The 23,374-nt window shown below is 72.6% G+C and carries 18 protein-coding genes; 8 read left to right on the top strand and 10 right to left on the bottom strand.

Annotated elements, in window-relative coordinates:
- Nucleotides 1–307: 307 nt before the first annotated feature.
- Nucleotides 308–457 carry a hypothetical protein gene (locus tag ACYSMR_RS01285; protein WP_461747135.1) on the bottom strand — a complete coding sequence of 50 codons (150 nt, stop codon included), beginning with the start codon at nucleotides 455–457 and terminating at the stop codon, nucleotides 308–310.
- A gap of 92 nt (nucleotides 458–549) precedes the next feature.
- On the opposite strand from ACYSMR_RS01285, the gene ACYSMR_RS01280 reads away from it, so the two are divergent.
- The 3 genes from ACYSMR_RS01280 to ACYSMR_RS01270 all read left to right on the top strand — a co-directional run bounded on the left by ACYSMR_RS01280 (nucleotide 550) and on the right by ACYSMR_RS01270 (nucleotide 3,287).
- The gene (locus ACYSMR_RS01280) at nucleotides 550–1,755 is read left to right on the top strand and encodes a cupin domain-containing protein (protein WP_461747134.1); all 1,206 of its coding nucleotides are present in this window, start codon (nucleotides 550–552) and stop codon (nucleotides 1,753–1,755) included.
- A gap of 10 nt (nucleotides 1,756–1,765) precedes the next feature.
- Nucleotides 1,766–2,662, top strand: coding sequence for a sucrase ferredoxin (locus ACYSMR_RS01275; protein WP_461747133.1), 897 nt, complete (start codon nucleotides 1,766–1,768; stop codon nucleotides 2,660–2,662).
- Between the two features lie 106 nt (nucleotides 2,663–2,768).
- Complete coding sequence (locus ACYSMR_RS01270) at nucleotides 2,769–3,287, top strand: aldehyde dehydrogenase family protein (RefSeq protein ID WP_461747132.1); 519 nt, start codon at nucleotides 2,769–2,771, stop codon at nucleotides 3,285–3,287.
- On the opposite strand, the gene ACYSMR_RS01265 is transcribed toward ACYSMR_RS01270, so the two are convergent.
- From ACYSMR_RS01265 to ACYSMR_RS01245, 5 genes are all read right to left on the bottom strand, one after another.
- Nucleotides 3,227–4,210 carry an AraC-like ligand-binding domain-containing protein gene (locus tag ACYSMR_RS01265; protein ID WP_251334263.1) on the bottom strand — a complete coding sequence of 328 codons (984 nt, stop codon included), beginning with the start codon at nucleotides 4,208–4,210 and terminating at the stop codon, nucleotides 3,227–3,229. The two genes, ACYSMR_RS01270 and ACYSMR_RS01265, sit on opposite strands and share 61 nt — an antisense overlap.
- A gap of 66 nt (nucleotides 4,211–4,276) precedes the next feature.
- On the bottom strand, nucleotides 4,277–4,717 hold the full coding sequence (locus ACYSMR_RS01260) for a hypothetical protein (protein WP_461747131.1): 441 nt from the start codon (nucleotides 4,715–4,717) through the stop codon (nucleotides 4,277–4,279).
- Nucleotides 4,718–4,787: 70 nt separating this feature from the next.
- Nucleotides 4,788–6,356 (bottom strand): APC family permease, encoded by a 1,569-nt coding sequence (locus ACYSMR_RS01255; protein ID WP_461747130.1) that lies wholly within the window; start codon nucleotides 6,354–6,356, stop codon nucleotides 4,788–4,790.
- A gap of 3 nt (nucleotides 6,357–6,359) precedes the next feature.
- A complete protein-coding gene (locus ACYSMR_RS01250) occupies nucleotides 6,360–8,459 on the bottom strand; it encodes a primary-amine oxidase (protein ID WP_461747129.1) in 2,100 nt (699 codons plus the stop codon).
- A 300-nt stretch (nucleotides 8,460–8,759) separates the two neighbouring features.
- A complete protein-coding gene (locus tag ACYSMR_RS01245) occupies nucleotides 8,760–9,983 on the bottom strand; it encodes an IS110 family RNA-guided transposase (RefSeq protein ID WP_461746870.1) in 1,224 nt (407 codons plus the stop codon).
- A 1,509-nt stretch (nucleotides 9,984–11,492) separates the two neighbouring features.
- Here ACYSMR_RS01245 and ACYSMR_RS01240 point away from each other — a divergent pair.
- Both ACYSMR_RS01240 and ACYSMR_RS01235 read left to right on the top strand, forming a co-directional pair.
- A complete protein-coding gene (locus tag ACYSMR_RS01240) occupies nucleotides 11,493–12,452 on the top strand; it encodes a DUF368 domain-containing protein (protein WP_461747128.1) in 960 nt (319 codons plus the stop codon).
- Nucleotides 12,449–13,483, top strand: a complete 1,035-nt coding sequence (locus tag ACYSMR_RS01235; protein WP_461747127.1) for an LCP family protein — start codon at nucleotides 12,449–12,451, stop codon at nucleotides 13,481–13,483. The genes ACYSMR_RS01240 and ACYSMR_RS01235 overlap by 4 nt, the downstream gene beginning before the upstream one ends.
- A gap of 295 nt (nucleotides 13,484–13,778) precedes the next feature.
- Here ACYSMR_RS01235 and katG read toward each other — a convergent pair whose 3' ends face one another.
- From katG to ACYSMR_RS01215, 4 genes are all read right to left on the bottom strand, one after another.
- Complete coding sequence (gene katG / locus ACYSMR_RS01230) at nucleotides 13,779–15,989, bottom strand: catalase/peroxidase HPI (protein ID WP_461747126.1); 2,211 nt, start codon at nucleotides 15,987–15,989, stop codon at nucleotides 13,779–13,781.
- 640 nt (nucleotides 15,990–16,629) lie between these two features.
- Nucleotides 16,630–16,953, bottom strand: a complete 324-nt coding sequence (locus ACYSMR_RS01225) for a DMT family transporter (RefSeq protein ID WP_309125100.1) — start codon at nucleotides 16,951–16,953, stop codon at nucleotides 16,630–16,632.
- Nucleotides 16,953–17,300 (bottom strand): DMT family transporter, encoded by a 348-nt coding sequence (locus ACYSMR_RS01220; RefSeq protein ID WP_251334270.1) that lies wholly within the window; start codon nucleotides 17,298–17,300, stop codon nucleotides 16,953–16,955. Before ACYSMR_RS01220 ends, ACYSMR_RS01225 begins: the two co-directional genes overlap by 1 nt.
- Before the next feature lie 3 nt (nucleotides 17,301–17,303).
- Nucleotides 17,304–17,834, bottom strand: coding sequence for a TetR/AcrR family transcriptional regulator (locus ACYSMR_RS01215; RefSeq protein WP_251334271.1), 531 nt, complete (start codon nucleotides 17,832–17,834; stop codon nucleotides 17,304–17,306).
- A 179-nt stretch (nucleotides 17,835–18,013) separates the two neighbouring features.
- On the opposite strand from ACYSMR_RS01215, the gene betT reads away from it, so the two are divergent.
- The 3 genes from betT to ACYSMR_RS01200 are packed head-to-tail and all read left to right on the top strand — an operon-like array spanning nucleotide 18,014 to nucleotide 23,324.
- The gene (betT, locus tag ACYSMR_RS01210) at nucleotides 18,014–20,173 is read left to right on the top strand and encodes a choline BCCT transporter BetT (RefSeq protein ID WP_251334272.1); all 2,160 of its coding nucleotides are present in this window, start codon (nucleotides 18,014–18,016) and stop codon (nucleotides 20,171–20,173) included.
- Nucleotides 20,170–21,663 carry an aldehyde dehydrogenase family protein gene (locus ACYSMR_RS01205; RefSeq protein ID WP_461747125.1) on the top strand — a complete coding sequence of 498 codons (1,494 nt, stop codon included), beginning with the start codon at nucleotides 20,170–20,172 and terminating at the stop codon, nucleotides 21,661–21,663. Before betT ends, ACYSMR_RS01205 begins: the two co-directional genes overlap by 4 nt.
- A gap of 32 nt (nucleotides 21,664–21,695) precedes the next feature.
- Nucleotides 21,696–23,324 carry a GMC family oxidoreductase gene (locus ACYSMR_RS01200; RefSeq protein WP_309125094.1) on the top strand — a complete coding sequence of 543 codons (1,629 nt, stop codon included), beginning with the start codon at nucleotides 21,696–21,698 and terminating at the stop codon, nucleotides 23,322–23,324.
- The last annotated feature ends 50 nt before the right edge of the window (nucleotides 23,325–23,374 follow it).

The raw sequence follows: 23,374 nt of genomic DNA, 5'->3' as shown, positions 1-23,374 counted from the left end.
CGAATCGGCACCTCGGGGTCGGTGACGACGCGATTCGCCGGTGGATCGGTGCTGGAGCCCTTGCCGCGCGGTCCGCTCGGCCGCGCGGTCGGACGACCCCGTCCCCCTCCGGTTCATCGCAGCCGTGGGGAATGGCCTCGGCACCGTGAATTCCACCCGTAAGAAACCACAGCCTGTTCCTACGCCTGACCTGTCCCGATAGGGTGAGCGCGGGCGGTGTCGATGACGGGTCGCCCGGTCTGGTGATCAGGTGCCGGTGACGGAGCCTGACCCGAGTCACTTCACTCTGGGGGCAAGCATGACTGATTCACAGCAGGATCCGAGCCAGCCGGAAGGCCCGGCCGACGGTGGCGCGTCCGGCGCCCCGGGCGTCCACGACGGCGGTGCCGACGGGGGAGCCGACGGGGGCGCGGAAGGTCCGGCGGACGGCGGCGCATCCGGCACTCCGGGCGTCCACGACGGCGGTGCCGACGGGGGAGCCGACGGCGGTGCCGACGGGGGAGCCGACGGCGGTGCCGACGGGGGAGCCGGAGCACGAGGCAGCTGAGGTTGAGCACCACTCGGACTGATCCCCAGGACCCCGGCGCCCCGGGAGGCGCCGGGGTCCTGGAGACCCGCCTGATCGACATCGGGCGGGAGCAGTTCGCCGGCAACGTCTGGGGGCGCACCGCGTTGCTCACCCGCTCTGCCGGCGACTTCTCCGACCTGTTCTCCGCCGCGGCCGTCGACGAACTGCTCTCGTGCCGTGGCCTGCGCACACCTTTCCTGCGCGTCGCCAAGGACGGCTCCACCTTTCCCGACTCCTCGTTCACCTCCTCCGCAGGCGTCGGCGCCACCATCGCCGACCAGCTCGACGACACCGCGCTGTGGCGGAGTTTCGCCGACGGCGCCACCCTCGTCCTGCAGGCGCTGCACCGCACGTGGGAACCGGTCTCGGCCTTCACGACCCGGCTGAGCACCGAACTCGGGCATCCGGTGCAGGCCAACGCCTACATCACCCCGCCCCAGAACCGCGGATTCGGCGATCACTACGACGTCCACGACGTCTTCGTCCTGCAGATAGCAGGCACCAAGCGCTGGATCATCCACGAGCCCGTCCACCCGGACCCGCTGCGTGATCACCCCTGGACCGATCGCCGCTCCGCCGTGGCCGAGGCCGCGAAAGGCGGGGCCTACATCGACAGCGTGCTCGAACCCGGTGATGTCCTCTACCTGCCGCGTGGCTGGCTGCATGCCGCCCAGGCGCAGGGCGAGGTCTCCATCCACCTCACCCTCGGGGTCCACAACTGGACCCGCTACGCCCTGGCCGAACAGCTCGTCCAGGCCGCCCTTGCCGCGCTGCGCGAGGATCCCGAGATGCGCAGGACCTTGCCCCTGGGCCTCGACGGTCCGAGCGGGGAGATCGACGCCATCCGCGAGCGCGTCACCGCCGCCGTCGCCGAGGCCGATTCCACCGCCCTGTTCCACCGCACCCGGCGAGGACAGGGACGTGCGGCGCCGCTGGGACCGCTGGCCCAGCTAGAAGCCGTCGAGAACCTGGGCCCCGGGTCACCGGTGCGGCTGCGTGGCGCGCTGGAAGCACGGCTGGAGGGCTCACGCCTGACCACGCGCGTGGGCTGGCTCGACTTCCCGGAGGCCGATCTGCCCGCTGTCGCGCGCCTGCTCGACGGTGCGGTCCACACCGCGGACGCTCTTGGCGTCGACCTCACGAGAAGACTGTTGCGGGCGGGGGTCCTCGTTCCCGCCGGACAGTGACGTCGCCGCGATGACCGCCACGGACCGCTTCCTCTGCGCCGACGGCGCCCGCACGCGCGGCGACCCGATGGCAGGAACCGCGCCGCGCGGCGTCGCCTGGGTCCTCGTCGAGTACCGAGGCCGGTGGCCGATCAACGGTTTCGACGGCCTCGAGCTCGAGCCGGAGACCAAAGCCCGCGTGTTCTCCGCCGCGCAGGCAGCGCAGGCGCGCGTGCTCCTGGTCAGGCGGCACGGCCGCCGCAGTCGCGAGGGCCCCAGCCGCTGGGCCGTGCTGCACCGGGACAACTCCGGTGCCTGTCGTCAGCACTGGGGAACGTGGCACCGCGACGAGGAGCTGGCGCAGGTCGCCACAGCCCTCGGTCTTCCGGGCGAGCTCGGCCGTCCCCCCGTCCTCCTGGTCTGCACCCACGGTCAGCACGACCCCTGCTGCTCCGTGCGCGGACGGCCTGTGGGGCGGGCACTGAGCGAGCGCTGGCCGGACCTGGTGTGGGAATGCACGCACGTCGGGGGTGACCGGTTCGCCGCCAACGTCGTCGTCGCCCCCGACGGCGTCTACTACGGCGGTCTCGATGCCACGTCCTCCGTCGCCACGATCGAGGAGCACCTCGCGGGCCGCATCCACGCCGAGCACCTGCGCGGATACACGGATCTCTCCCCGCCGCAGCAGGCCGCTGTCACGGCCGCGCTCAGACGCTTCGGTCCGGCCGCCCGCAACGACTACACGGTCGCCGAGAGCTTCCGGCACGGCGACCACTGGCGGATCCGCATCACCGGCAGGCCGCCTCACCCGGCGCGTGTCGACGTCGAACTGCAGGCCCACCGCGCCCCGCCGGCTCGGCTGACCTGCCGCGGGCCGGCGATGGGCTCGGCCACGGTCTACGAGCTCACGTCGATCCGCAGGGTCTGAAGGCCGGGCGGACCGGAGGCGCCGTCGTGGGCAGATCGGCCACCGACGGGTCGACCGTATCGGGGATCTCCGACCGGATCGGGCGACGCACCGCGTCCTTCCTCGGGTGCACCTGCCCGATCCCGGCCCCTCCGCCCTGGTCGCCGACCTGGACGACACCCACCCGCCGGTGGCCCATGAGCACTTGGGCCCGGCGCTGCCCATCGTGAAGTACACCGACGTGGAGGGGGCCATCTCCATGGCCAACGGTCCCGGGGTGGGCCCGGGCGCCTCCGTGTGGACGGCTGATCCCGCCAGGGCCCGCGAGGTCGCCGCCCGCGTCCACGCCGGCACCCTGTGGATCGACGAGCACGGCAACGCCGGCCCGCGCATCCCCTTCGGCGGGGCCAGGCGCTCCGGCTACGGCCCGGAGGGCCGCAAGCACCTCGGCATCCCCCCAGGTCGTCCACGGCTGACGCGGCGCCCCGCACGGACACGTGTGGCGCCGGTGGCCTGCGTCCGGGGAGGGCCACCGGCGTCACGTTCGTCGTCTGTGCTGACGCCGTCGGCTCCAGGACTGTGTGCTCAAGGCGCTTCTCCTGGGTCGAGGGAGCGCGCGCGCAGGTGCGAGGGCGTCGTGCCGTAGGCGGCCTTGAACACCCGTGAGAAGTGCGCTGCGTCGGTGAAGCCCCATCGGGCCGCTATCCGCGCGACCGGCACCCCGGCGCTCACGGGGTCCTCCAGCGCCCTGCGGCACCGCTCCAGACGGCGGGTGCGGATCCAGGTCGAGACCGTGGTCCCCTCGTCGTGGAAGACCTGGTGCAGGCGTCGCACCGAGATGTAGTGGGCCCGGGCGATCATCGCCGGGTCCAGCTCCGGGTCCGCGAGGTGGGCCTCGATGAAGTCGTGCACGCTGGCGCGCAACCGGTCCTTCCCGTCGGCCGACGATGCCGCCTGCTCGTCGAGTGCGTGGTTGAAGGACGTGGTGAGCAGATCCAGGGCGGAGTTGCCCATCCGCTGGCCGGTCATCCCCGTGAGTTCGCCCAGGTGCTCGGCCATCGAGGCCAGGAAGGAGCCCACCATCCGGTGGACGGGATCCTCCGGCCCGGTCCGGCGAGCCCGCAGCTGGGCCACCGCGTTGGGCGGCAGGTCCAGGACGGCGTGGTCGAACATCAGCACCAGCAGGCGGGACTCCTCTGGGAACTCCAGCCGGTAGGGCGCCGAGGTGTCGTAGAGGGCCATGTCCCCGGGCTGGAGCACAGCGCACCGGCCGGCCTGCTCGACGATCCCGCGCCCCTCCAGCTGCACCCCGACCTTGAACCGGCCCGCCCCGGGATCCCCGGGGGCCACCGGAGCCCGCTCGACGACGTGCGGACCGAAGCGCAGCTGCGTGAGGTGCACCTTCCCGGCCTGCCGGGTCACCATGGCGCCCCGGAACGTGCGGGGGGACGTCGTCGTGCAGGTCAGCGGCACGAAGGAGCGGCAGGAGAGCCTCGTCCAGTCCCGGATCGACTCGACCAGGGTCGGGACCGAGGAAGCGTGGGCACCAGCGCCCGATGTCGACCCCATGAGATGCCTTTCCCGTTCCGCTGTGGGCGTGCCCGGCGTGTTCGCCGTCACAGTCGAGACCGCATCCTAGCGCAGGAAGCCGGGAATCCGCGCTCGGGAGCCCGCGGACCGGTGGCGCAGCCGGGCCGATGCGAGACCCGCCGCCACCAGCTCGAGGGCGATCGGCAGGACCATGGTGCCGTGGTCCGCCCCGCCGGTGGAGGCGGCCACGGCACCCGGTGCGGTACCGCCCACTGCGTGGTGCGCATGCTGGGTCCCTCCCTGCCCGCCTGCCATGAGCGGGAGCATCAGGACATGGACCACGGCCATGGCCACCGCCATGCCCAGGGCCATGCGCACCGGCCCGTGCGCCTCCCGCCGGCGCACCAGATCCACCAGGCAGACGGTGCACGCCACGGACATGGCGGCCATGACCAGGGACCAGCCGGCACCGTGGCCGCCGCCGACCGCCATCCACCCGTGGGCTGCGACGGAGGCGGCCACACAGGCGACGAGCAGGAGGTGCACGTGGCCGTTCGACGTCCGCGCGGCGGAGGCACCGGCGAGGAGGCCTCCGGCGGGAACAGGCCGTACGGCCTCAGCGGCGGACATGGTCAGCCCCTCCGAGCGGGGAGGCAGCTGCAGGAACCACCTCGGCGGTGCCTCCAGTGCCGACCCGGGCGAACACGTCGGGGCGACGACGCCGCAGGTGCTCCCCCCACACCAGGCCGGCCACCCCGGTGGCGAGGACGATCGCGGGCATGACCACCGCCAGCGGGCTGGGACCCTCGGCGCCGATGAGGACGTCGAAGTTCACCAGGATCAGCACGAACACGGACCCCAGACCGGCCGCCGAGGCCCCGGGGGCGAGCCGGCGCACCCAGACGGAGTGGCCTCCGGGGTCGCGGCGGAAGTGCCCCATGACGGCCAGCGAGGTGACGGCCAGCAGGAAGACCAGCCCGAAGGCGCCCGCGTTGGTGAGCCAGGTGAACAGGGTCAGCACCGGGAAGAGCGGGCCCAGTTCCGAGCCTTCTCCGGTGACCGCGAAGCCGACCACGAGCACCACGGCGAGGCCGCTCTGGGTCAGGGACCCGGCCACCGGGGCGTGGTTGCGCCGCCCCACCGCCCCCAGCCACCGCGGCAGTACGGCCTCGCGGCCCAGGGAGAAGAAGTACCGGGCCACCGCGTTGTGGAAGGCGATGAGCGCGGCCAGCAGGCTGGTGACGAACAGGACCTGGGCGATGTCGGTGAGCAGCACCCCGCCGTGCTCGGCGAGGAAGACGAACACCAGGTCGGGCCCGTTCTCCCGCGAGGCCGCCACGATCGAGGAGGGACCGATGCCCACGGCCAGCGCCCAGGCCGACACGGCGTAGAACACCGCGATGACGCCCACGGCGGTGAAGGTGGCCCGCGGCACGGAGCGGGCGGGGTCCCTGACCTCCTCGCTGTAGATCGCCCCGGACTCGAAGCCCATGAACGCCGCGATGCCGAAGGCCAGCACCGCCCCGATGCCGGGGGCGAGGAACTCGCCCGGCATCAGCGGTTGCGCACTGATCCCCTCGGGGGCCACCGCCAGGGAGACGACGTCGACCACGATCACCACGAGGAACTCCAGGCCCACGAGCACGGCGATCACCTTTGCGGAGAGGTCCACCCGGCTGATCCCGAGCAGGCCCACGACCACGAGCCCGGCCAGGGCCGAGGCCCACCACGGCACCGCCAGGCCCCACCGGGCCTCGAGGAAGGAGGACAGCGCGAAGCCGAAGATGCCGTAGAGGCCGATCTGCATGGCGTTGTAGCTGACCAGCGCCAGCCACGAGGCGCCGATGCCCTGGCGGGGGCCCAGGCCGTCGGCGATGTAGGCGTAGAACGCCCCGGCGTTGGTGATCCGCGCGGACATCGCCCCGTAGCCCACGGCGAACAGTCCCAGCAGCAGCCCGAGCAGGACGTAGGCCAGGGGCACCCCCAGCAGGCCGGCGACGGCGTAGGTGGAGGTCACCCCGCCGGCCAGCACGGTCAGCGGAGCCGAGGCGGCGATGATGAGGAAGACCAGGGGGGGCACGGTGAGGGTCCGGCGGTCCAGGCCCGCGCTCTCGGCGAGGTGGCCGCGGGCGGCAGGCTCACCGGACACCGGCGGGCCGGCCTGCGGTGTGGCGTTCGCGCTCATGGGTCACTCCTTGCAGTCGCAGGCGGGGGCTGCGGAGCGGGGCGAGGGGCTCGGGGCATGGCCGTGGGGGTGGTCGCCGGTGCCGGTGATGGCGTGCACCCTCTCGACGGCGGGGGCGGGGTCGGCGCGGCCCACCTCGGTGCCGCAGCACCGACCGCCGGCGGTGGACCAGTCGGGCAGGTCCAGGGCGGGGTTGCGGTCGAGGAAGCCGTAGGGCTTGAACCAGAAGCCGTAGTAGTCCACGGGCATGACCGGCCAGTCCTCGGTGCGCGGGACGTGGGTGGGGCCGAAGGTGTGCCACAGCACCACGTCGGTGCCGGCGAGTTCGCGGTCCTGCTTCACCCACTCGCCGATGCCGCCGCCGGCGTGCTGGTTGGGGAAGTCCCCGGCCGGGAAGCGCTCGGCCGCATCGAACGCGGTGACCCACAGGTGGTGGGTGGCGAACTCGGCCCGCTTGCGGGCTGAGGAGCCCTCCGCGGCCAGCAGCCGCGGCCCCGGCATGGGGATCAGGTGGTAGGCGGTGGGCTCCCCGACGTGGTTGCGCCGGTGGGGGTTGGTGACGAACCACTTGCGCCCGGTCTCGGTGTTCGCGTCGCGCACGCCCTCGGACTCGCGGGTGACGTCGGTGCGCGACCAGGTGAAGGCGTTGCCGTACGGGTTGTCCTCGCCCATGGGCAGGGCCACCAGGTTCTCCTCCTGCACGGAGTTCTCCATCCCGTCGACGGCGACGTCGAGGCGGGCGCAGAAGATGTGCTGGTGGACGGGGGCCTGGATGCCCGGGGCGATCTCGGCGGCGTGGCGGCCGGGCTGCCCGGGCACACACGCTCCGGCGAAGACGATCCCGGTGGCCTTGGCCTCCACCTGGATGGAGCCGTCGAGGTAGAAGTACCAGAAGAACCCGTACTCGTAGTTGCCGATCGTGGCGAAGTAGGAGATGACCAGCCGCCGGGAGCGGCGCACCTGGGGGGCCTCGCCGGGCTCGGTGTGCTTCCAGAGGATGCCGTAGTCCTCCTCGTGCATGCACACCGCGTGCGGGATCTCCATCGGGTGGCCCTCGTCGTCGGCCACGAAGGCGTCGAAGTACTGGATCACGCCCAGGCAGTCGCAGCCCAGCTTCAGCGAGTTGGCGTTCTTGCCCAGCAGGTACTCCCCGGCGTCGAAGTAGCTGATCCAGAACCGGGTGCTCGTGGTGTCCCCGTAGGGCACCACCATCTCGGGCACGGAGCCGCGGTAGAGCACGGAGCGGTCCTCGGGCTCCTCCCCGGAGTCGTCGCGGAAGGTGACCTGGTTGAGGACCAGGCCCTCCTGGGCGTTGAAGCCGATGCGCAGCTTCCAGTTCTCCCAGGTCACGTGCGTGCCCTCGACCTGGAAGGACGGGCCCTCGGGCTGGACGATGTCCAGGGGCTTGAGCGTGGTGCGGGCGGGGCCGACGTGCTCGGGGGTGTAGTTGGCGTCGGCCATCGGGACCGGCACGTCGCCCTCGTCCTCGAGGCGGAGGACCACCCCGGCCGTGAGGTCGACGTGGGCGATCAGGCCCTCGACCGGGTGGCCCCAGGGGTTGTCGCCCTCGAAGCGGCGGTGGAAGGTCAGGGAGCGGATCATGCGCTTGCCCGTCTCGTCCTCCCGGGGGAAGAACCCCGGGGCCAGCGGGGAGACGAACGTGTGGGTCGTGTCCTCGATCCCGCGGCGGGCCATGGCGGCCTGCCAGCGCGGGTCCGCCTTGACGATCGCCGCGGCCCGGTCGTACTCCTCAAACAGGTACTGGGCCTGGCCGTAGGGGTGCTCCCCGGTGGCCAGGGTCTCGATCGAGCGCACCTGCCCGGCCGTCACCGACACGACCGCCCGGCGCGTGCGCCCCGTGTCGGTGTCCAGCAGGGTGACGTCCACGGACCGGTCGAAGTCGTCCGCGCCGTCGGCGTGGGACAGGACCACGGACTTCGGCGGCTCCACGGGCAGCACCCGCGGGAACCGGGTGGCCGGCCCCACGTGTCCGGCGTCGGCGAGGATGCGGCGGGCGGCCGAGATCTCCGCAGGAGTCAGCAGGTCCAGGGGATGGCCCACCCCCAGTGCGGAAGGGCGGACGGGGTGGGTGGTTTCGCTCATGGACGCTCTCCAGGTGTGACGAAGGAGGCCGGGGATCCGGCCGCAACGGGGATTGCTGTCCATGGTGACCCAGGCAACACCACCTGTCGTGCGTCCGCTGGACTTCGTTCACTGGATGGCGGTCGACGTGCACGGAGAATCAAATGGCGAAGACCGGCGCTGCGCCCGGCCGATCAACACCAGGCCCGTGCGGGAGGTCGAACGAGCACGCTCCACTTCCAGGGGGCTGCTCGGACACGGGCCGGCGCACGGCGTGCACAGAACCGCACGGGGGACTGGGGGGTGCCTCTATGGTTTTGGTCAAGCGGCCAGGGCCACCGTTGACGGCGTTTGGGGCCCGGTGGGGTCTTGGTAGAGGGTGCCGTTCCTGAGCATGGCGAAGAGCACGTCGGTCCGGCGGCGGGCCAGGGCGATGATCGCCTGGTTGTGGCGCTTGCCCTGGGCGCGTTTCCGGTCGTAGTAGGCCCTCGAGGGCGGATGGTGGAGCGAGGCGAAGGCCGAGAGGAACAGGGCTCTCTTGAGGCGTTTGTTCCCACCCCTGGGAGCGTGCTCGCCGCGGATCGAGGTCCCCGACCGTCTTGTGACCGGGGCGATCCCGGCGTAAGAGGCCAGGTGCCCGGCATCGGCGAAGTCTTTGCCCACGACCTCGGTGAGGATTCTCGCGGCGGTCCTGGCCCCCACTCCGGGCATCGAGGTCAGGACCGGGCAAAGAGGGTGGGCCTCCACGAGGGCCTCGACCTGGGTAGCCACCGTCGCCCGCTGGTGGATCAGGGCGCCCAGCTGCCCGGCCAGGATGGGCACCACGGTGGTCGCGGCCTCGGTGCCGGCCACCACCACGGTCTGCTGGGCCAGGGCCTCGAAGATCTCCTCGGTCAACGACTCGGCCAGGCGGGGGGCGTGCTTCTTCAGCCTCGCCCGCACGTGGCCCCTGCCGGCCGCGGCCAGCTTCGCCGGGGTGGGGTAGCGGGTGAGCAGATCCGCCACCGCCGGGTGGGTCACCCGCGGTCCCAGCACCCTTTCGAGGGCGGGGTGGATCTGGGTGAGCATCCCGCGCAACCGATTACTGGTCGCGGTGATCTGGGCGGCCAGGTCGTCGTCGAAACCGGCCAGCACCGCCAGCTCAGCAATCTGAGCCTCATCCACCCGGATGTTCCGCAGGGTGTGGGCCATGGTGCGGGCCGCCTCGGCGATGATGAACGCGTCCCGGGCGTCGGTCTTCGCACTCCCCGGGTGCAGGTCGGCGATGCGGCGCATCGCCAACCCGGGCAGATACGCCACCTCAACCTGCTCGGTGGCTTCGGCCACGGCCACCGGCAGGGCGCCGATGGTGGCTGGCTGGTCCACGACCATCAGCGCCGGCCCGTGGATTGCAACCAGCTCCTCGAGGATCGCGCGCAGCCGGGCCTCGTCGTTAGGCAGCGCCTTGTCATAGACCGTCTTCCCGGTGCTCGTCACGGCCACCGCGTGGTGGTCGGACTTGCCGACGTCCAGGCCGATGAACACGGCCGGGCGTTGCTCGCTCATGGTGTTGCCTCCTCAACGTGGGCCCACAGCGTCTACTGACCGGCCGGGTGGTGGTCACGCTCGGCATCCACGTTACGAAGGTCCTCGAAGGAGATCCCGCCTCTATCAGCGATCCGTGACCACCGGACCGGTTGCCGGTGACAACACCCCCGGATCATGGGCGACTGGGGGCAACGATCATGCCGGCAACCGACCGGTCAGCACCTCTCATCCTGACGGACTGAAGAGCCATGAAAAAGGTAACGGGGGCTGTCGCAGGCAGCCGTCCTGATGCGTCTGGGCGGAGCCCCGTCCCACCTGTCTCCCGGGGTGCCGCGGGCTGGCCGCGGCGGACGGCGAGAGGTGCTGGAGCAGGGCCGTGACCCCGACAGGCCGATGAACGGCCCGGCCGCACGGCGGCGTTCGGGCCTCCGGCGGCGCCGGTGCGTTCCACCGGCGCCGATGTCCTGGGTGGAGGACCGGGCCCACGAGGGCCTCGACCGCGCCGTCGGCGATGTCGGGTCGATGCGGAACGACGAGGTCGGGGACGGTGCCCTCCGCCGGCGCCCCGACGAGGTCGGGCGCCGGCGTCCGGGCGGCGCCGGTCCGGGCCCGGGTCGATCGCAGGACCCCGTTGGCCGGCTCGTCCTCGGGCCGGGTGCGCGGGACGTCCGACGACGTGCTGACCCGCTGCGGTCCCAACCGTCCCTGGCCCGAGGCGGGCGACGAGCCGCTGGCGGGCGGTCCAGGAGCGCACCGCGGACCGGCTGGTCCCGCGGTGGTGGGCGAGCTGGCCGAGGAGCGCACCCGGCTCAACGGCGGCCCGGAGCCGCGGCAGCAGCACGACGACCACGTGGCGGTTCCGGATGACCGGGCGATGATCGCCACCCCCGGCGGAGATGGCCGAGAGGACCGGCCTGCGGGCCGGGACGGACGGCTACCCGCTGGTCCGGCGGGCCGGTGACCTGGGTGCAGAAGCACGGCAGGGACGTGCGGCCGCGGGCGGCGGCAGGACTCCTTCGAGGGCAACGGCCGCCACGTCCTCACCAGCTTCCGCCACCGGCCGTTCGCGTGGCGCAGCGACGACACGGCGCACGAGACCGTGAGGAGCGTGGACCACGGAGACGTTCCCGTCTCACCCAGCACGCCGGGTGAGCCCACCCGCCGCGAGCGCCTGGAGGGGAGGACGGCCGGGTACCGGGCCGGGCGCGGCCCGCGGTGAGCCGGTCGCGGCACCCTACGGCCCGTCGAAGCGGGGGAGCCGGTCCCCCGGATCAGCCGCGGCCCCGGCCTGTCCCGGGCGCTCCTCGGCCGGCGCGTGAGCGAACCCCCATGCCCTCGCCGGAGAACCGGGTCGGTGGTCACGTCGACCGCCGGCCGTGGGCGGAACCTGTCAGCCGGCGCCCACCTGGCATCAAGGTGGGTCTGCGACGGTGGTGCCGCTGGGGGGGCGGTGCGCGCATCGCCCCCCTTCCCATGCCGCCCCCGATGCAGGAGTCGCCCGTGCCGCCGTCCCCCTCGACCTCTCGTGTGCCCCTGTCGCCGCCGACCGACCGTGCGTCGATCCCGGCCAACATGGTCCGAGGAGCGCTGATCGGGGTCGTCGAGACCGTGCCCGGGGTCAGCGGGGGCACCATGGCGCTGGTGACGGGCATCTACGACGAGCTGATCAACTCCGCCGGCCGCCTGGTCTCCGCCGCCAAGCAGCTGGTGCTGGGTCCCCACCGCCTCGCCGGGGCCGGGGACCACCTGGCGGCGGTGCAGTGGCGGATCATCGTTCCGGTCGCCGTGGGCATGGTGGTGGCCCTGCTGGGCGTGGCCGGGCCCGTGAGTGTCCTGGTGGACGCCCACCCCGTCACGACGCGGGCGGCGTTCTTCGGCATGGTGGCGGCCTCCCTGGCCGTGCCCCTGCGTCTGGCGGGCGGGCCGGTGCGCATGCGCGACGGGGCCGTCGTGGCCGTCGCCGCCGTCGCGGCGTTCGCGCTCGTGTCCCTGCCGCCCGTCGTGGTGGACCCGCACCCGGTCCTCATCGTGGCGGCGGCGACGGCCGCCGTCTGCGCGCTGTTGCTGCCCGGGCTCTCGGGCTCCTTCCTGCTGCTGGCGATCGGGCTGTACCAGCCCACCCTGCAGGCGGTCGCCGACCGGGACCTCGCCTACCTCGGCCTGTTCCTCACCGGCTGCCTGCTGGGTCTCGCCGCGATCGTGAAGGTCCTGCAGTGGGTGCTGGCCCACCACCACCGGACCACCATGGTCGTGGTCACCGGGCTGATGCTCGGGGCCATGAGGTCCCTGTGGCCCTGGCAGCTGGCCGACCGCACACCGGTGGCCCCCGACGGGGACTGGCTGGTCCCAGCGCTGGTGGGCGCTGCCGGGTTCTGCGCCGTCGTGGCCGTGCTGGGCCTCGACGCCCGCACCCGGGCGCGCACCGGCCAGGGGGTGCCCGAGGAAATCGCCGGTGTGGAGCACCCCGGCCCGGGGCGCAGGCCGTGACGCGCGCCGACGCCGTGGCCTCCTGTGCCGCGTGGCCGCGCTGGGTCCGGCTGTCCGTGACCTTCGGCGTGGTCCTGGTCCTGCTGACGGTGGTGACGGTCCCGGCGATGCTGGGCCGGTTCGCCCGTCTGGTCGACACCATCGACACGGTGGACCTGGACCGCGGAGCCGGCACGGCATCGGCCGGCGCCGTGCGGGGTGGCGGGACCAATCTCCTGCTCGTCGGCTCCGACGCCCGCGACGGGGACCCGGCCCTGGGCGACCGGGCCGACTCCATGGTGCTGGTCCACCTGAGCGAGGACCGGTCCCGCATCGACGCCGTGCAGATCCCCCGGGACACCATGATGGACCTCCCCGCCTGCACGGACGACCTCAGCGACGTCTTCGCCGGGCAGCACGGCATGCTCAACGCAGCCCTGGGGGACGGGGCGGGGTGTCTGGTCAAGGCCGTCGAGGCGCTGAGCGGGGCGAGGGTCGACCACTTCCTCGAGCTGCGCTTCGCCGGGTTCGCCCGTATCGTCGACGCCCTGGACGGGGTGCCGGTCGACCTGCCCGAGGCGATGGTCGACCCCAAGGCCGACCTCGACCTGCCGGCCGGGGAGCAGGTCCTCGACGGGGCCCAGGCCCTGGCCTGGGCCCGGACCCGGTACGGCATCGGCGACGGCAGCGACATCGGACGCATGGGCAATCAGCAGACGGTGATGTACACCGTCGTGGACCGGATCAAGGAACGGAGACTGGCCACCCGTCCGAAGCGTGCCTACACGTTCCTGGAGGCGGTGACCTCCTCGGTCCGGGCCGACCCCGACCTGGCCGACGTGCGCACCCTGGCCCGGCTCGGCGCCGGCATCGCACGGGTCCCGCGGGAGAGCATCAGCATCGACCTCATGCCCTGGGAACCCGATCCCGACGATCCCAACCGGGTGGTGCCCGCCGCCGAGGCCGAGGGGATCTTCGCCGCGCTGGCCGGCGACGAACCCCTCGGCGCCGCCCCCCGCACCACCGTCGCCGAGCCCGGCCACGGGCTGTGAGCTCACGTCGAGCCGCTTCCCTGCCTCCTCGTCCGGGTCACCGCGCCGCACCGTGCCACGGCACTGCTGGGGCGCGCGGAGGGGACGAACGACCGGGAGCCGAGCAGCCACGCCGGCTGCCTCGGGCCCGTGCCACCTGCGGCGGCCACCCTCCGGCCGCACACGTCCCGGCGCGTGCCGGTGACGCCGTGCCCGGCCCGGACCGGGCACCTCGCTCCCTCGCTCCCCCGGTTCGGGCAGGTGCTCGCCGGCTTCCCCTCCCGTGTGCTCCGAGCGGGTCGTGCCGGTGGCGTCGTCAGCGGAGGTCGAACCGGTCGAGCTCCATCACCTTGACCCACGCGGCGACGAAGTCGCGCACGAACTTCTCCTGGGCGTCGTCGCCGGCGTAGACCTCGGAGATCGCCCGCAGCTGGGAGTGCGAGCCGAAGACCAGGTCGGCCGCGGTGGCCGTCCACCTCAGTTCGTCCGTGGCGAGGTCGCGGATCTCGAAGACGTCCTCCGACGACCCGGAGATCCTCCATTCCGTGCCGGCCGCGAGGAGGTTGACGAAGAAGTCGTTGGTCAGGGTCCCCGTGCGGTCGGTGAGGACCCCGTGCTGCGACGTCCCGACGTTCGTGCCCAGGGCTCGCATGCCGCCGACCAGGACCGTCATCTCCGGGGCGGTGAGGTTGAGCATGTAGGCGCGGTCGAGCAGGAGCATCTCGGGGGAGAGCTTCGCCCCGGAGCCCAGGTAGTTGCGGAAGCCGTCGGCCTGGGGCTCGAGCGCGGCGAAGGAGTCGGTGTCGGTCTGCTCCTGCGTGGCGTCCGTGCGCCCGGGCCGGAACGGGACCTCGACCTGGTGACCGGCGTTCCGCGCGGCCTCTTCGACGGCGGCGCAGCCGCCGAGGACGATGAGGTCGGCCAGCGAGACCTTCTTGCCGCCGGACCGGGCGCCGTTGAAGTCCTGCTGGACCTGCTCGAGGACGGGCAGCACCTCGGCCAGCCGGGCCGGTTCGTTGACCTCCCAGCTGCGCTGCGGCTCGAGGCGGATCCGGGCGCCGTTGGCCCCGCCCCGGTTGTCGGTGCCCCGGAAGCTGGACGCGGCGGCCCAGGCGGTGGAGGCGAGCTGGGACACGCTCAGGCCCGAGCCGAGGAGAGCGGCCTTCAGCGCGACCACGTCGTCGTCGTCGACCAGCTCGTGGTCCACCGGCGGGACGGGGTCCTGCCACAGCTGCGGCTCCGGGACCCACGGGCCCAGGTAGCGGGAGACGGGGCCCATGTCGCGGTGGAGCAGCTTGTACCAGGCCTTGGCGAACGCCTCGGCGAACTCGTCGGGGTTCTCGTGGAAGCGCCGCGAGATCTTCTCGTACACCGGGTCGGCCCGCAGCGCGAGGTCGGTCGTCAGCATTGTCGGCCGGTGCTTCTTCGCCGAGTCGTAGGCGTCCGGAACGGTCTCAGCGGCGTCCTTGGCGACCCACTGGTGCGCCCCGGCGGGACTCTCGGTCAGCTCCCACTCGTGGCCGAAGAGGTTCCCGAAGAAGCCGTTGCCCCACCGGGTCGGGGTGCTGGTCCAGGTGACCTCCAGCCCGCTGGTGATCGTGTCCGGGCCCTTGCCGGTGCCGTAGGTGCTCCTCCAGCCGAGCCCCTGCGCCGCCACCGGACAGGCCTCGGGCTCGGGGCCCACGTGGTCGGCGGGCCCCGCGCCGTGGGTCTTGCCGAAGGTGTGCCCTCCGGCGATCAGGGCGACCGTCTCCTCGTCGTTCATCGCCATCCGGCGGAAGGTCTCGCGGATGTCACGGGCGGCGGCCACCGGGTCGGGGTTGCCGCCGGGGCCCTCAGGGTTGACGTAGATCAGTCCCATCTGCACCGCGGCCAGCGGGCCCGACAGCTCCCGGTCGCCGGCATAGCGCTCGTCGCCGAGCCAGGTGTCCTCCGGGCCCCAGAACATCTCCTCGGGCTCCCAGACGTCCTGGCGTCCGAAGCCGAACCCGAACGTCCTGAAGCCCATGGACTCGAGCGCGACGTTCCCGGCGAGGACCAGCAGGTCGGCCCAGGACAGCTTCCGGCCGTACTTCTGCTTGACCGGCCACAGCAGGCGCCGGGCCTTGTCCAGATTGGCGTTGTCCGGCCAGCTGTTGAGCGGGGCGAACCGCTGGGCGCCCTCCCCGGCGCCACCACGGCCGTCGGCGATCCGGTAGGTGCCGGCCGAGTGCCAGCTCATCCGGATGAACAGCCCCCCGTAGTGCCCGAAGTCGGCGGGCCACCAGTCCTGCGACGTGGTCATCAGCTCGACGAGGTCGCGCTTGAGCTCCTCGACGTCGAGCGTCCCGAACTCCTTCGCGTAGTCGAAGTCGGCGCCCAGCGGGTCGGTCGTGGCCGAGTGCTTCCTCAGGACCCCCAGGTCCAGCTGGTCGGGCCACCAGTCCTGGACCGTCCTCGGCCGGCGACCGGTCTTGGGGGTGGGGGAGTCGATCGCCGGGTTCTCGCTCTCGCTGCCGTGGGCAGGAGCTTCGGGCGTCGCGCACATGGGATTTCCTTCCAGGAGGGTTGTCCGGGGCGGTGGCCGGTCCCGCATGCGGGGCATGGCTGTCCGGGGACGAGGTCGGCCCCGCCGACAGGGAACCGGTCCGTGGAGCGGCCGTGCTCGCCGTGCGCCACGGGGCGCGAAGCCACACCGGTCGCGCGGTCGGCCTCGACCATGCCCGGCACGGCCTGCGGGCGGGACGGTGGTGGTCACCCCGTGCTCGCGCCCTGCGACGGGCCGGGAGGCCGGTGGGCCGGCTCCGGCCCACCGGGGCCGGAGCGGTCAGCGCCGGCGGGGTGCCGGGCACGGCGGGGTGTGACGGGCCGGGGGGATCACGATGGGCGGGCACTGCGCATCCAATCCGTCCCGGCCGGCGCGGGCACGGCATCCGGTGCCGCCGCCCGAGGCCGGGTGAGCCGCGGGGCGGCACCCAGGAGGAGCTGCTGGCGATCCAGCGGTGCAACCACGCTTCAAAGTCTGGTGCCGGGTCCGGAGGCAGTCAAGAAGCCGCCGGCACCGGCAGTCCCTCACGCAGGACGCCTTCCTCCAGCATCCCCGCCTCCGCACCGCGGGTGGAGCGGCCGTTCCCGCCGGCGGCGGCCGAGCGCACGGAGGCTCTGCCGGCCGAGCGCACGGAAGGCGCTCAGGCCGGCCGGGCGCCCAGCTCGATCAGCAAGACCCCGCCCACGATGAGCGCCACCCCGACCGCCGTCACCCAGGTGAACGGCTCGCGGAACAGCAGCCGGCCGGCGAGCGCGGTCAGCGCCACGCCGGTGGCCGACCAGATGCCGTAGGCGACCCCCAGCGACATGCCCTCGGCCAGCGCGAGACTCAGGCAGGTGAAGGCCACCAGGTAGCCGGCGAGCACGGCGGCGTACCAGCGGGGGCGGCCCCGGGCGGCCATGCGCAGGGACAGGGTCCCGGCGACCTCGGTGAGGATCGAGCCGGCGAGGAAGAGCCAGGCCATCATGGTGCCTCCTCCTGCCGCGGGGCGGGACGGTGGGAACCGATCTCCACGCAGAGCACACCGGCCACGACGAGCGCGATCCCGGCCAGCACGGCCGGGCTCAGCCGCTCGCCGAAGACCACGGCCGCCCCCAGGGCGGTGAGCATCACCCCCAGGGCGGCCCACACGCCGTAGGCGACCCCCACGGGCGTGCCGCGGCGCAGCACGGCGGCCAGGAAGGTGAACGCGGCACCGTAGCCGGTGACGACGAGCGCGTACCAGGCGGGCTCGTCCAGCGCCGCCTTCAGCGACAGCGTGGCCGCCACCTCGCTGAGCACTGCGGCGATCAGCAGCAGCCACCGCGCCACGGCTCAGGCCGCCAGCAGGGCGTCGGCCACGGCCCGGACGCGCACCCGCTCGTCCGGGTCGAGAGGGAGGATGCCCGAGGCGTCGGCGAACCACGCGCCGTCGGCGATCAGCCGCACGGTCAGCAGCCGGTCCCGGTCCTCGGCCGGCAGGTCCCCGGGCAGCGCGACCCACGGTGCCACCCGCGCGGCCCAGCGCTCCTTGAGCGTTCCGCGCAGCCGCGGGTCGGTGAGCATCACCAGATCCGTCTCGTCGAACTCCCCGGACAGGCACCAGTCGAGGTAGGCGCGCAGGCGCTCGCGGGCGGGCACCTGCTCCGCCGGGGCGGGCAGGCGGCGGGCCATCTGCTCCTCCCAGCCGTCCATCACCCGGTCGACCAGCGCGAGCATCAGCGCCTCCTTCGTGCGGAAGTGGTACATCACCCCGGGCTTGCTCAGGCCCACGTGCCGTGCGGCCGACTCGAGGGAGATGGTGCCACCGCTTCGGAGCAGCTCGAGGGCGCCGCCCAGGACCCGGTCTCGGGAGGAAGTGCTCATGAAAAATGACTTTACCAACCGGAAGGGCGGTGTCACCATGTTACCCAACACCGGTGCGGCGGCCTCGGCCGTCGCACCGCCTCGCGGGCACGACGACGTGCCCGCCCCGACCGTTCCGCGCAGGGCCGCGGAACGGTCGGACTCCAACCCGGACCACCACTCCCAGGAGGACTCGTCCCATGACTTCCGTCCTGCAGCAACGCACCTCGGGCGGCGAGGAGCCGCCCGGCAGCGAGGATCCGCCCGGCGCGCGGTCCCGGCCCACCGTGAACCGCACGGTGTTCGCCGGTTCGGGCGCGACCATCGTCCTGTTCTCGCTGTGGGCGATCTTCTCCCCGGAGCAGGCCTCGACCGTGATCAGCGCCGTGGTCGGCTGGATCGCCACCAACATGGGCTGGTTCTACGTCCTGACCGCCACCGTGGTGACGGTCTTCGTGCTCGTCGTGGCGTTCTCCCGCGAGGGCAGGATCAAGATGGGCCCCGACCACTCCAAGCCGCAGTACAACCTGTTCACCTGGACCGCGATGCTCTTCGCGGCCGGCATCGGCATCGACCTGCTGTTCTTCTCCGTGGCGGAGCCGGTCACCCAGTACTACGGCCCGCCCACCGGGGACGGCGAGACGGCCGAGGCCACCCGGATGGCGGTGGTGTGGACCCTGTTCCACTACGGCGTGAGCGGGTGGGCGATGTACGCCATGATGGGCATGGCCTTCGGCTACTTCGCCTACCGCTGGAACATGCCGCTGAGCATCCGCTCGGCCCTCTACCCGCTGATCGGGCGGCGGGTGCACGGGCGGGCCGGGGACGCGGTGGACATCGCCGCGCTGCTGGGCACGATCTTCGGCGTGGCCACCTCCCTGGGCATCGGCGTGGTGCAGCTCAACTACGGCCTCTTCCTGCTGTTCGGGATCGAGGAGGGCGTCGCCGCCCAGATCGGGCTGATCGTCGTGGCCGTGGTGATGGCCACCGCCTCGTGCGTCTCGGGCGTGGACAAGGGCATCCGCCGGCTCTCGGAGCTCAACGTCCTGATGGCCGTGGCGCTCGTCGTCTGGCTGCTCGTGGCCGGCCGGACCTCGTTCCTGCTCGACGCCATGGTGCAGAACCTCGGCGACTACGTGGCCGCGCTGCCCGGGATCACCCTGGACACCTTCGCCTACACGGGCGCCGCGGAGTGGATGGCGGGATGGACGCTGTTCTTCTGGGCCTGGTGGGTCGCGTGGGCGCCGTTCGTCGGACTGTTCCTGGCGCGCATCTCCCGCGGCCGCACCCTGCGCGAGTTCGTGGTCGCCACCCTGACCGTGCCGTTCGTGTTCATCCTCATCCTGGTCTCGGTCTTCGGCAACAGCGCCCTGGCGATCGTCACGGGCGGCGACGACGCCTTCGGCCAGGTCGCCATGAACACCCCCGAGCGGGCCTTCTACTCCCTGCTCGACCAGTACCCGGGTGCCCCGCTGCTCATCGCGCTCGCGTCACTGGCCGGGCTGCTGTTCTACGTCACCAGCGCCGACTCGGGAGCGCTGGTGATGTCCACCTTCACCTCGACCATCCAGGACCCCACCCAGGACGGGCCCAAGTGGCTGCGGGTGTTCTGGGCCGCCGCCACGGGGCTGCTGACCCTGGCCATGCTGCTGGTCGGCGGGGTGGCCACCCTGCAGGCCGCCACGCTGATCATCGGCCTGCCCTTCTCGGTCGTGATGTACCTCGTGATGATCGGGTTCTGGAAGGCGCTGCGCGCCGAGCGCTCCCAGCGCGAGGGGCTCAGCTCCACGCGCCGCTCCGCGGCGGCCTCGCGCATCCCCGGTCCGGACAGCCACTGGCGCCGCAGGCTCTCCCGGATCGGCTCGTTCCCCGGCCCGAGGGCGGTGCGCCGCTACGAGGACCAGGTGCTGCTCCCCGCCCTGACGGAGGTCGTCGAGGAGTTCAAGGCCCAGGGCCGCGACGCCGAGCTCACCAGCTCGGTGGTCGGCTACCAGGGGCTCTCCGAGCACACGCTCAGCGTGCGCATGGGCGAGGACCGGGACTTCTGCTACCAGGTCTATCCGGTGGCCACCCCGGTGCCCGCCTTCGGCGGGCACCGGACCAACCCCGACTCGGACCTCTACTACCGCCTCGAGGTCTTCAACGAGACCGGCTCCCAGGGCACCGACGTCATGGACTGGAGCCACGAGCAGGTCATCAACGACGTCCTCGACAGCTGGGAGGCGCACCTGGCCTTCCTGAGCATCCACGCCGGCCCGTCCAAGATCCAGGACGGCGCACAGGGCCACCCCGACTGGTCCACCGACATCCACGACGTGCCGACGGGGCAGATCCCCGCGGTCAAGGAGGTTAAACCGTGAGCACCACTTTGTTCATCGACGGTCAGTGGCAGGCAGCCGCCCAGGGCGGCACCCGCACCATCGTCTGTCCCGCCGACGGCACCGAGGTCGGCGTCGTCGCCGAGGCCACCGCGGAGGACACCGAGCGCTCGATCGCCGCGGCCCGCCGCGCCTTCGACGACGGCCGCTGGTCCTCGGTGCCGGCCGCCCAGCGCGGCGACCTGCTCCTGAGGGTCGCCGAGCGCCTGCGCGAGCGCAAGGACGAGTTCGCCCGCGCCGAGTCCCTCGACACCGGCAAGCGCCTGGTCGAGTCCGAGATCGACATGGACGACATCACCGCCTGCTTCGCCTACTTCGGCAAGATCGCCGCCGAGCAGACCGGGCGCATCGTGGACGCCGGGAACCCGGACGTCGTCTCGAAGGTCGTCACCGAGCCGGTGGGCGTGTGCGGCCTGATCACGCCGTGGAACTACCCCCTGCTGCAGGCCGTGTGGAAGATCGCCCCGGCCCTGGCCGCGGGCAACACGTTCGTGCTCAAGCCCGCCGAGCTCACCCCGCACACCGCGATCCTCATGATGGAGGTGCTCCAGGAGGTCGGCCTGCCGGACGGCGTGGCCAACCTCGTGCTCGGCGCCGGTGCGCAGGCCGGTGCCCCGCTGTCCTCCTCCCCGGACGTGGACCTCGTCTCCTTCACCGGCGGCGTGCTCACGGGAAGGGCGATCGCCGCCGCGGCCGCGCCGACCGTCAAGAAGATCGCCCTGGAGCTCGGCGGGAAGAACCCCAACATCGTCTTCGCCGACGCGGACTTCGACGCCGCGGTGGACAACGCCCTCAACGCCGCGTTCGTGCACTCCGGCCAGGTCTGCTCGGCCGGGGCCCGGCTGGTGGTCGAGGAGTCCGTCGCCGAGCGCTTCGTCGACGAGCTGGTCCGGCGGGCCGAGGGCATCCGCCTCGGCGGGCCCTTCGACGAGCAGGCCGAGACCGGGGCGCTGATCTCCGCCGCTCAGCGCGAGAAGGTCCACGCCTACGTCGAGTGCGCCCGGGAGCAGGGCGCCCGCATCCGCACCGGCGGCGCCTACGCCACCGGTGCCTCCGCCGACGGGTCGCTGGACCTGGCGCAGGGCTTCTTCTACCCGCCCACCGTCATCGACCGCTGCACCCGCGAGATGGACTGCGTCCACGACGAGGCCTTCGGCCCGACCGTGACCGTCGAGACCTTCACCACGGAGGACGAGGCCGTCGAGATCGGCAACGACACCTATTACGGCCTGGCCGGGGCCGTGTGGACGGCCGACGCCGGCAAGGCCCACCGCGTGGCGTCCCGGCTCCGGGCCGGGACGGTGTGGATCAACGACTACCACCCCTACCTGCCCCAGGCCGAGTGGGGCGGGATGAAGCAGTCCGGCATCGGCCGCGAGCTCGGCCCCACCGGACTGGGCGAGTACCAGGAGCTCAAGCACGTCTACCAGAACACCGCACCCGCCGTCACCGGCTGGTTCTCCCAGCACTGAAGCCGCACCCGATCCTCCGAAGGAGACACGACATGACCGTTCCCAGCTCCACCCCCGCGCCCCAGGACGCCCCCCAGGAGTTCGACTACCTGGTGGTCGGCGGGGGCTCCGCCGGAGCCGTCGTCGCCGCCCGGCTGTCCGAGGACCCGGACGTGACCGTCGGGCTGATCGAGGCCGGGCCCCACGACAAGAACATCGACGAGGTGCTGACCCTCAGCCGCTGGATGGAGCTGCTGGAGTCCGGCTACGACTGGGACTACCCGCTCGAGGAGCAGGAGAACGGCAACTCCTTCATGCGCATGGCCCGCGCGAAGGTGCTGGGCGGGTGCTCGTCGCACAACTCCTGCATCGCCTTCTGGGCGCCCTCCGAGGACATGGACGAGTGGGAGGAGAAGTTCGGCGCCGAGGGCTGGAACGCCGGCACCGCCTTCCGGCTGTACCAGAAGCTCGAGACCAACGACGACCCCGGTGCCCACCACGGCCACGACGGGCCCGTGCACCTCATGCAGGTCCCGGACGGCGACCCCTGCGGCGTCGCGGTCCTGGAGGCCTGCGAGGAGGCCGGGATCCCGCGCACCCCGTTCAACACCGGCAAGACCGTGGTCAACGGCGCGAACTTCTTCCAGATCAACCGCAGGCCCGACGGCACCCGCGCCTCGGCCTCGGTGTCCTACCTGCACCCGGTCGCGGACCGGGGCAACCTCACCATCCTGCACTCCACGCAGGCCAAGCGCGTGGTGATCGAGGGCGGCCGGGCCGTCGGCGTCGAGGTCGTGGACAACGCCTTCGGCACCGGCCGCACCGTGCGCGCCCGCCGCGAGGTGGTCGTCTCCGCCGGGGCCATCGACACCCCGAAGCTGCTGATGCTCTCCGGGATCGGCCCGGCCGAGCACCTGCGCGAGGTCGGCGTGGACGTGCTCGTGGACGCCCCCGGCGTGGGCTCGAACCTGCAGGACCACCCCGAGGGCGTGATCCAGTGGGAGGCGAAGAAGCCCATGGTCACCGAGTCCACCCAGTGGTGGGAGGCCGGGATCTTCACCCAGGTGGACCCCGACACCGACCGGCCGGACCTGATGATGCACTACGGCTCGGTCAACTTCGACATGCACACCTACCGGCAGGGCTACCCGACGGCCGACAACGCCTTCTGCCTCACCCCGAACGTCACCCACGCCCGCTCCCGGGGCACGGTGCGGCTGCGCTCGCGGGACTTCCGCGACAAGCCCCGGGTGGACCCGCGGTACTTCACGGACCCCGAGGGCTACGACATGCGGATCATGATCGCCGGGATCCGCAAGGCCCGCGAGATCGTGGCGCAGCCGGCGCTGGCCGAGTGGGCCGGGCGGGAGCTGTTCCCGGGCCAGGACGTGCAGACGGACGAGGAGCTGGCCGACTACGTCCGCCGCACCCACAACACCGTCTACCACCCGGCCGGCTCCTGCCGGATGGGCCCGGCCGACGACGCGATGTCGCCGCTGGACCCGCAGCTGCGGGTCAAGGGCGTCGAGGGCCTGCGGGTGGCCGACGCCTCGGTGATGCCGGAGCTGGTCACCGTCAACCCGAACATCACCGTCTACATGATCGGGGAGCGGGCGGCGGAGCTCATCGCCGCCGACCGCGCCGTGGACCAGGCGGAGGAACTCGTGGCGACCGAGGTCTGAGAGCGCGCCGCCCACGCCTCCGGCACAGCGAACGGGCCCGGCACCTCCTG

Source organism: Kocuria sp. U4B, assembly GCF_054875615.1.
Note: the sequence above shows the minus strand (reverse complement) of the source record. Positions and strands in the feature narration are given on the sequence as shown.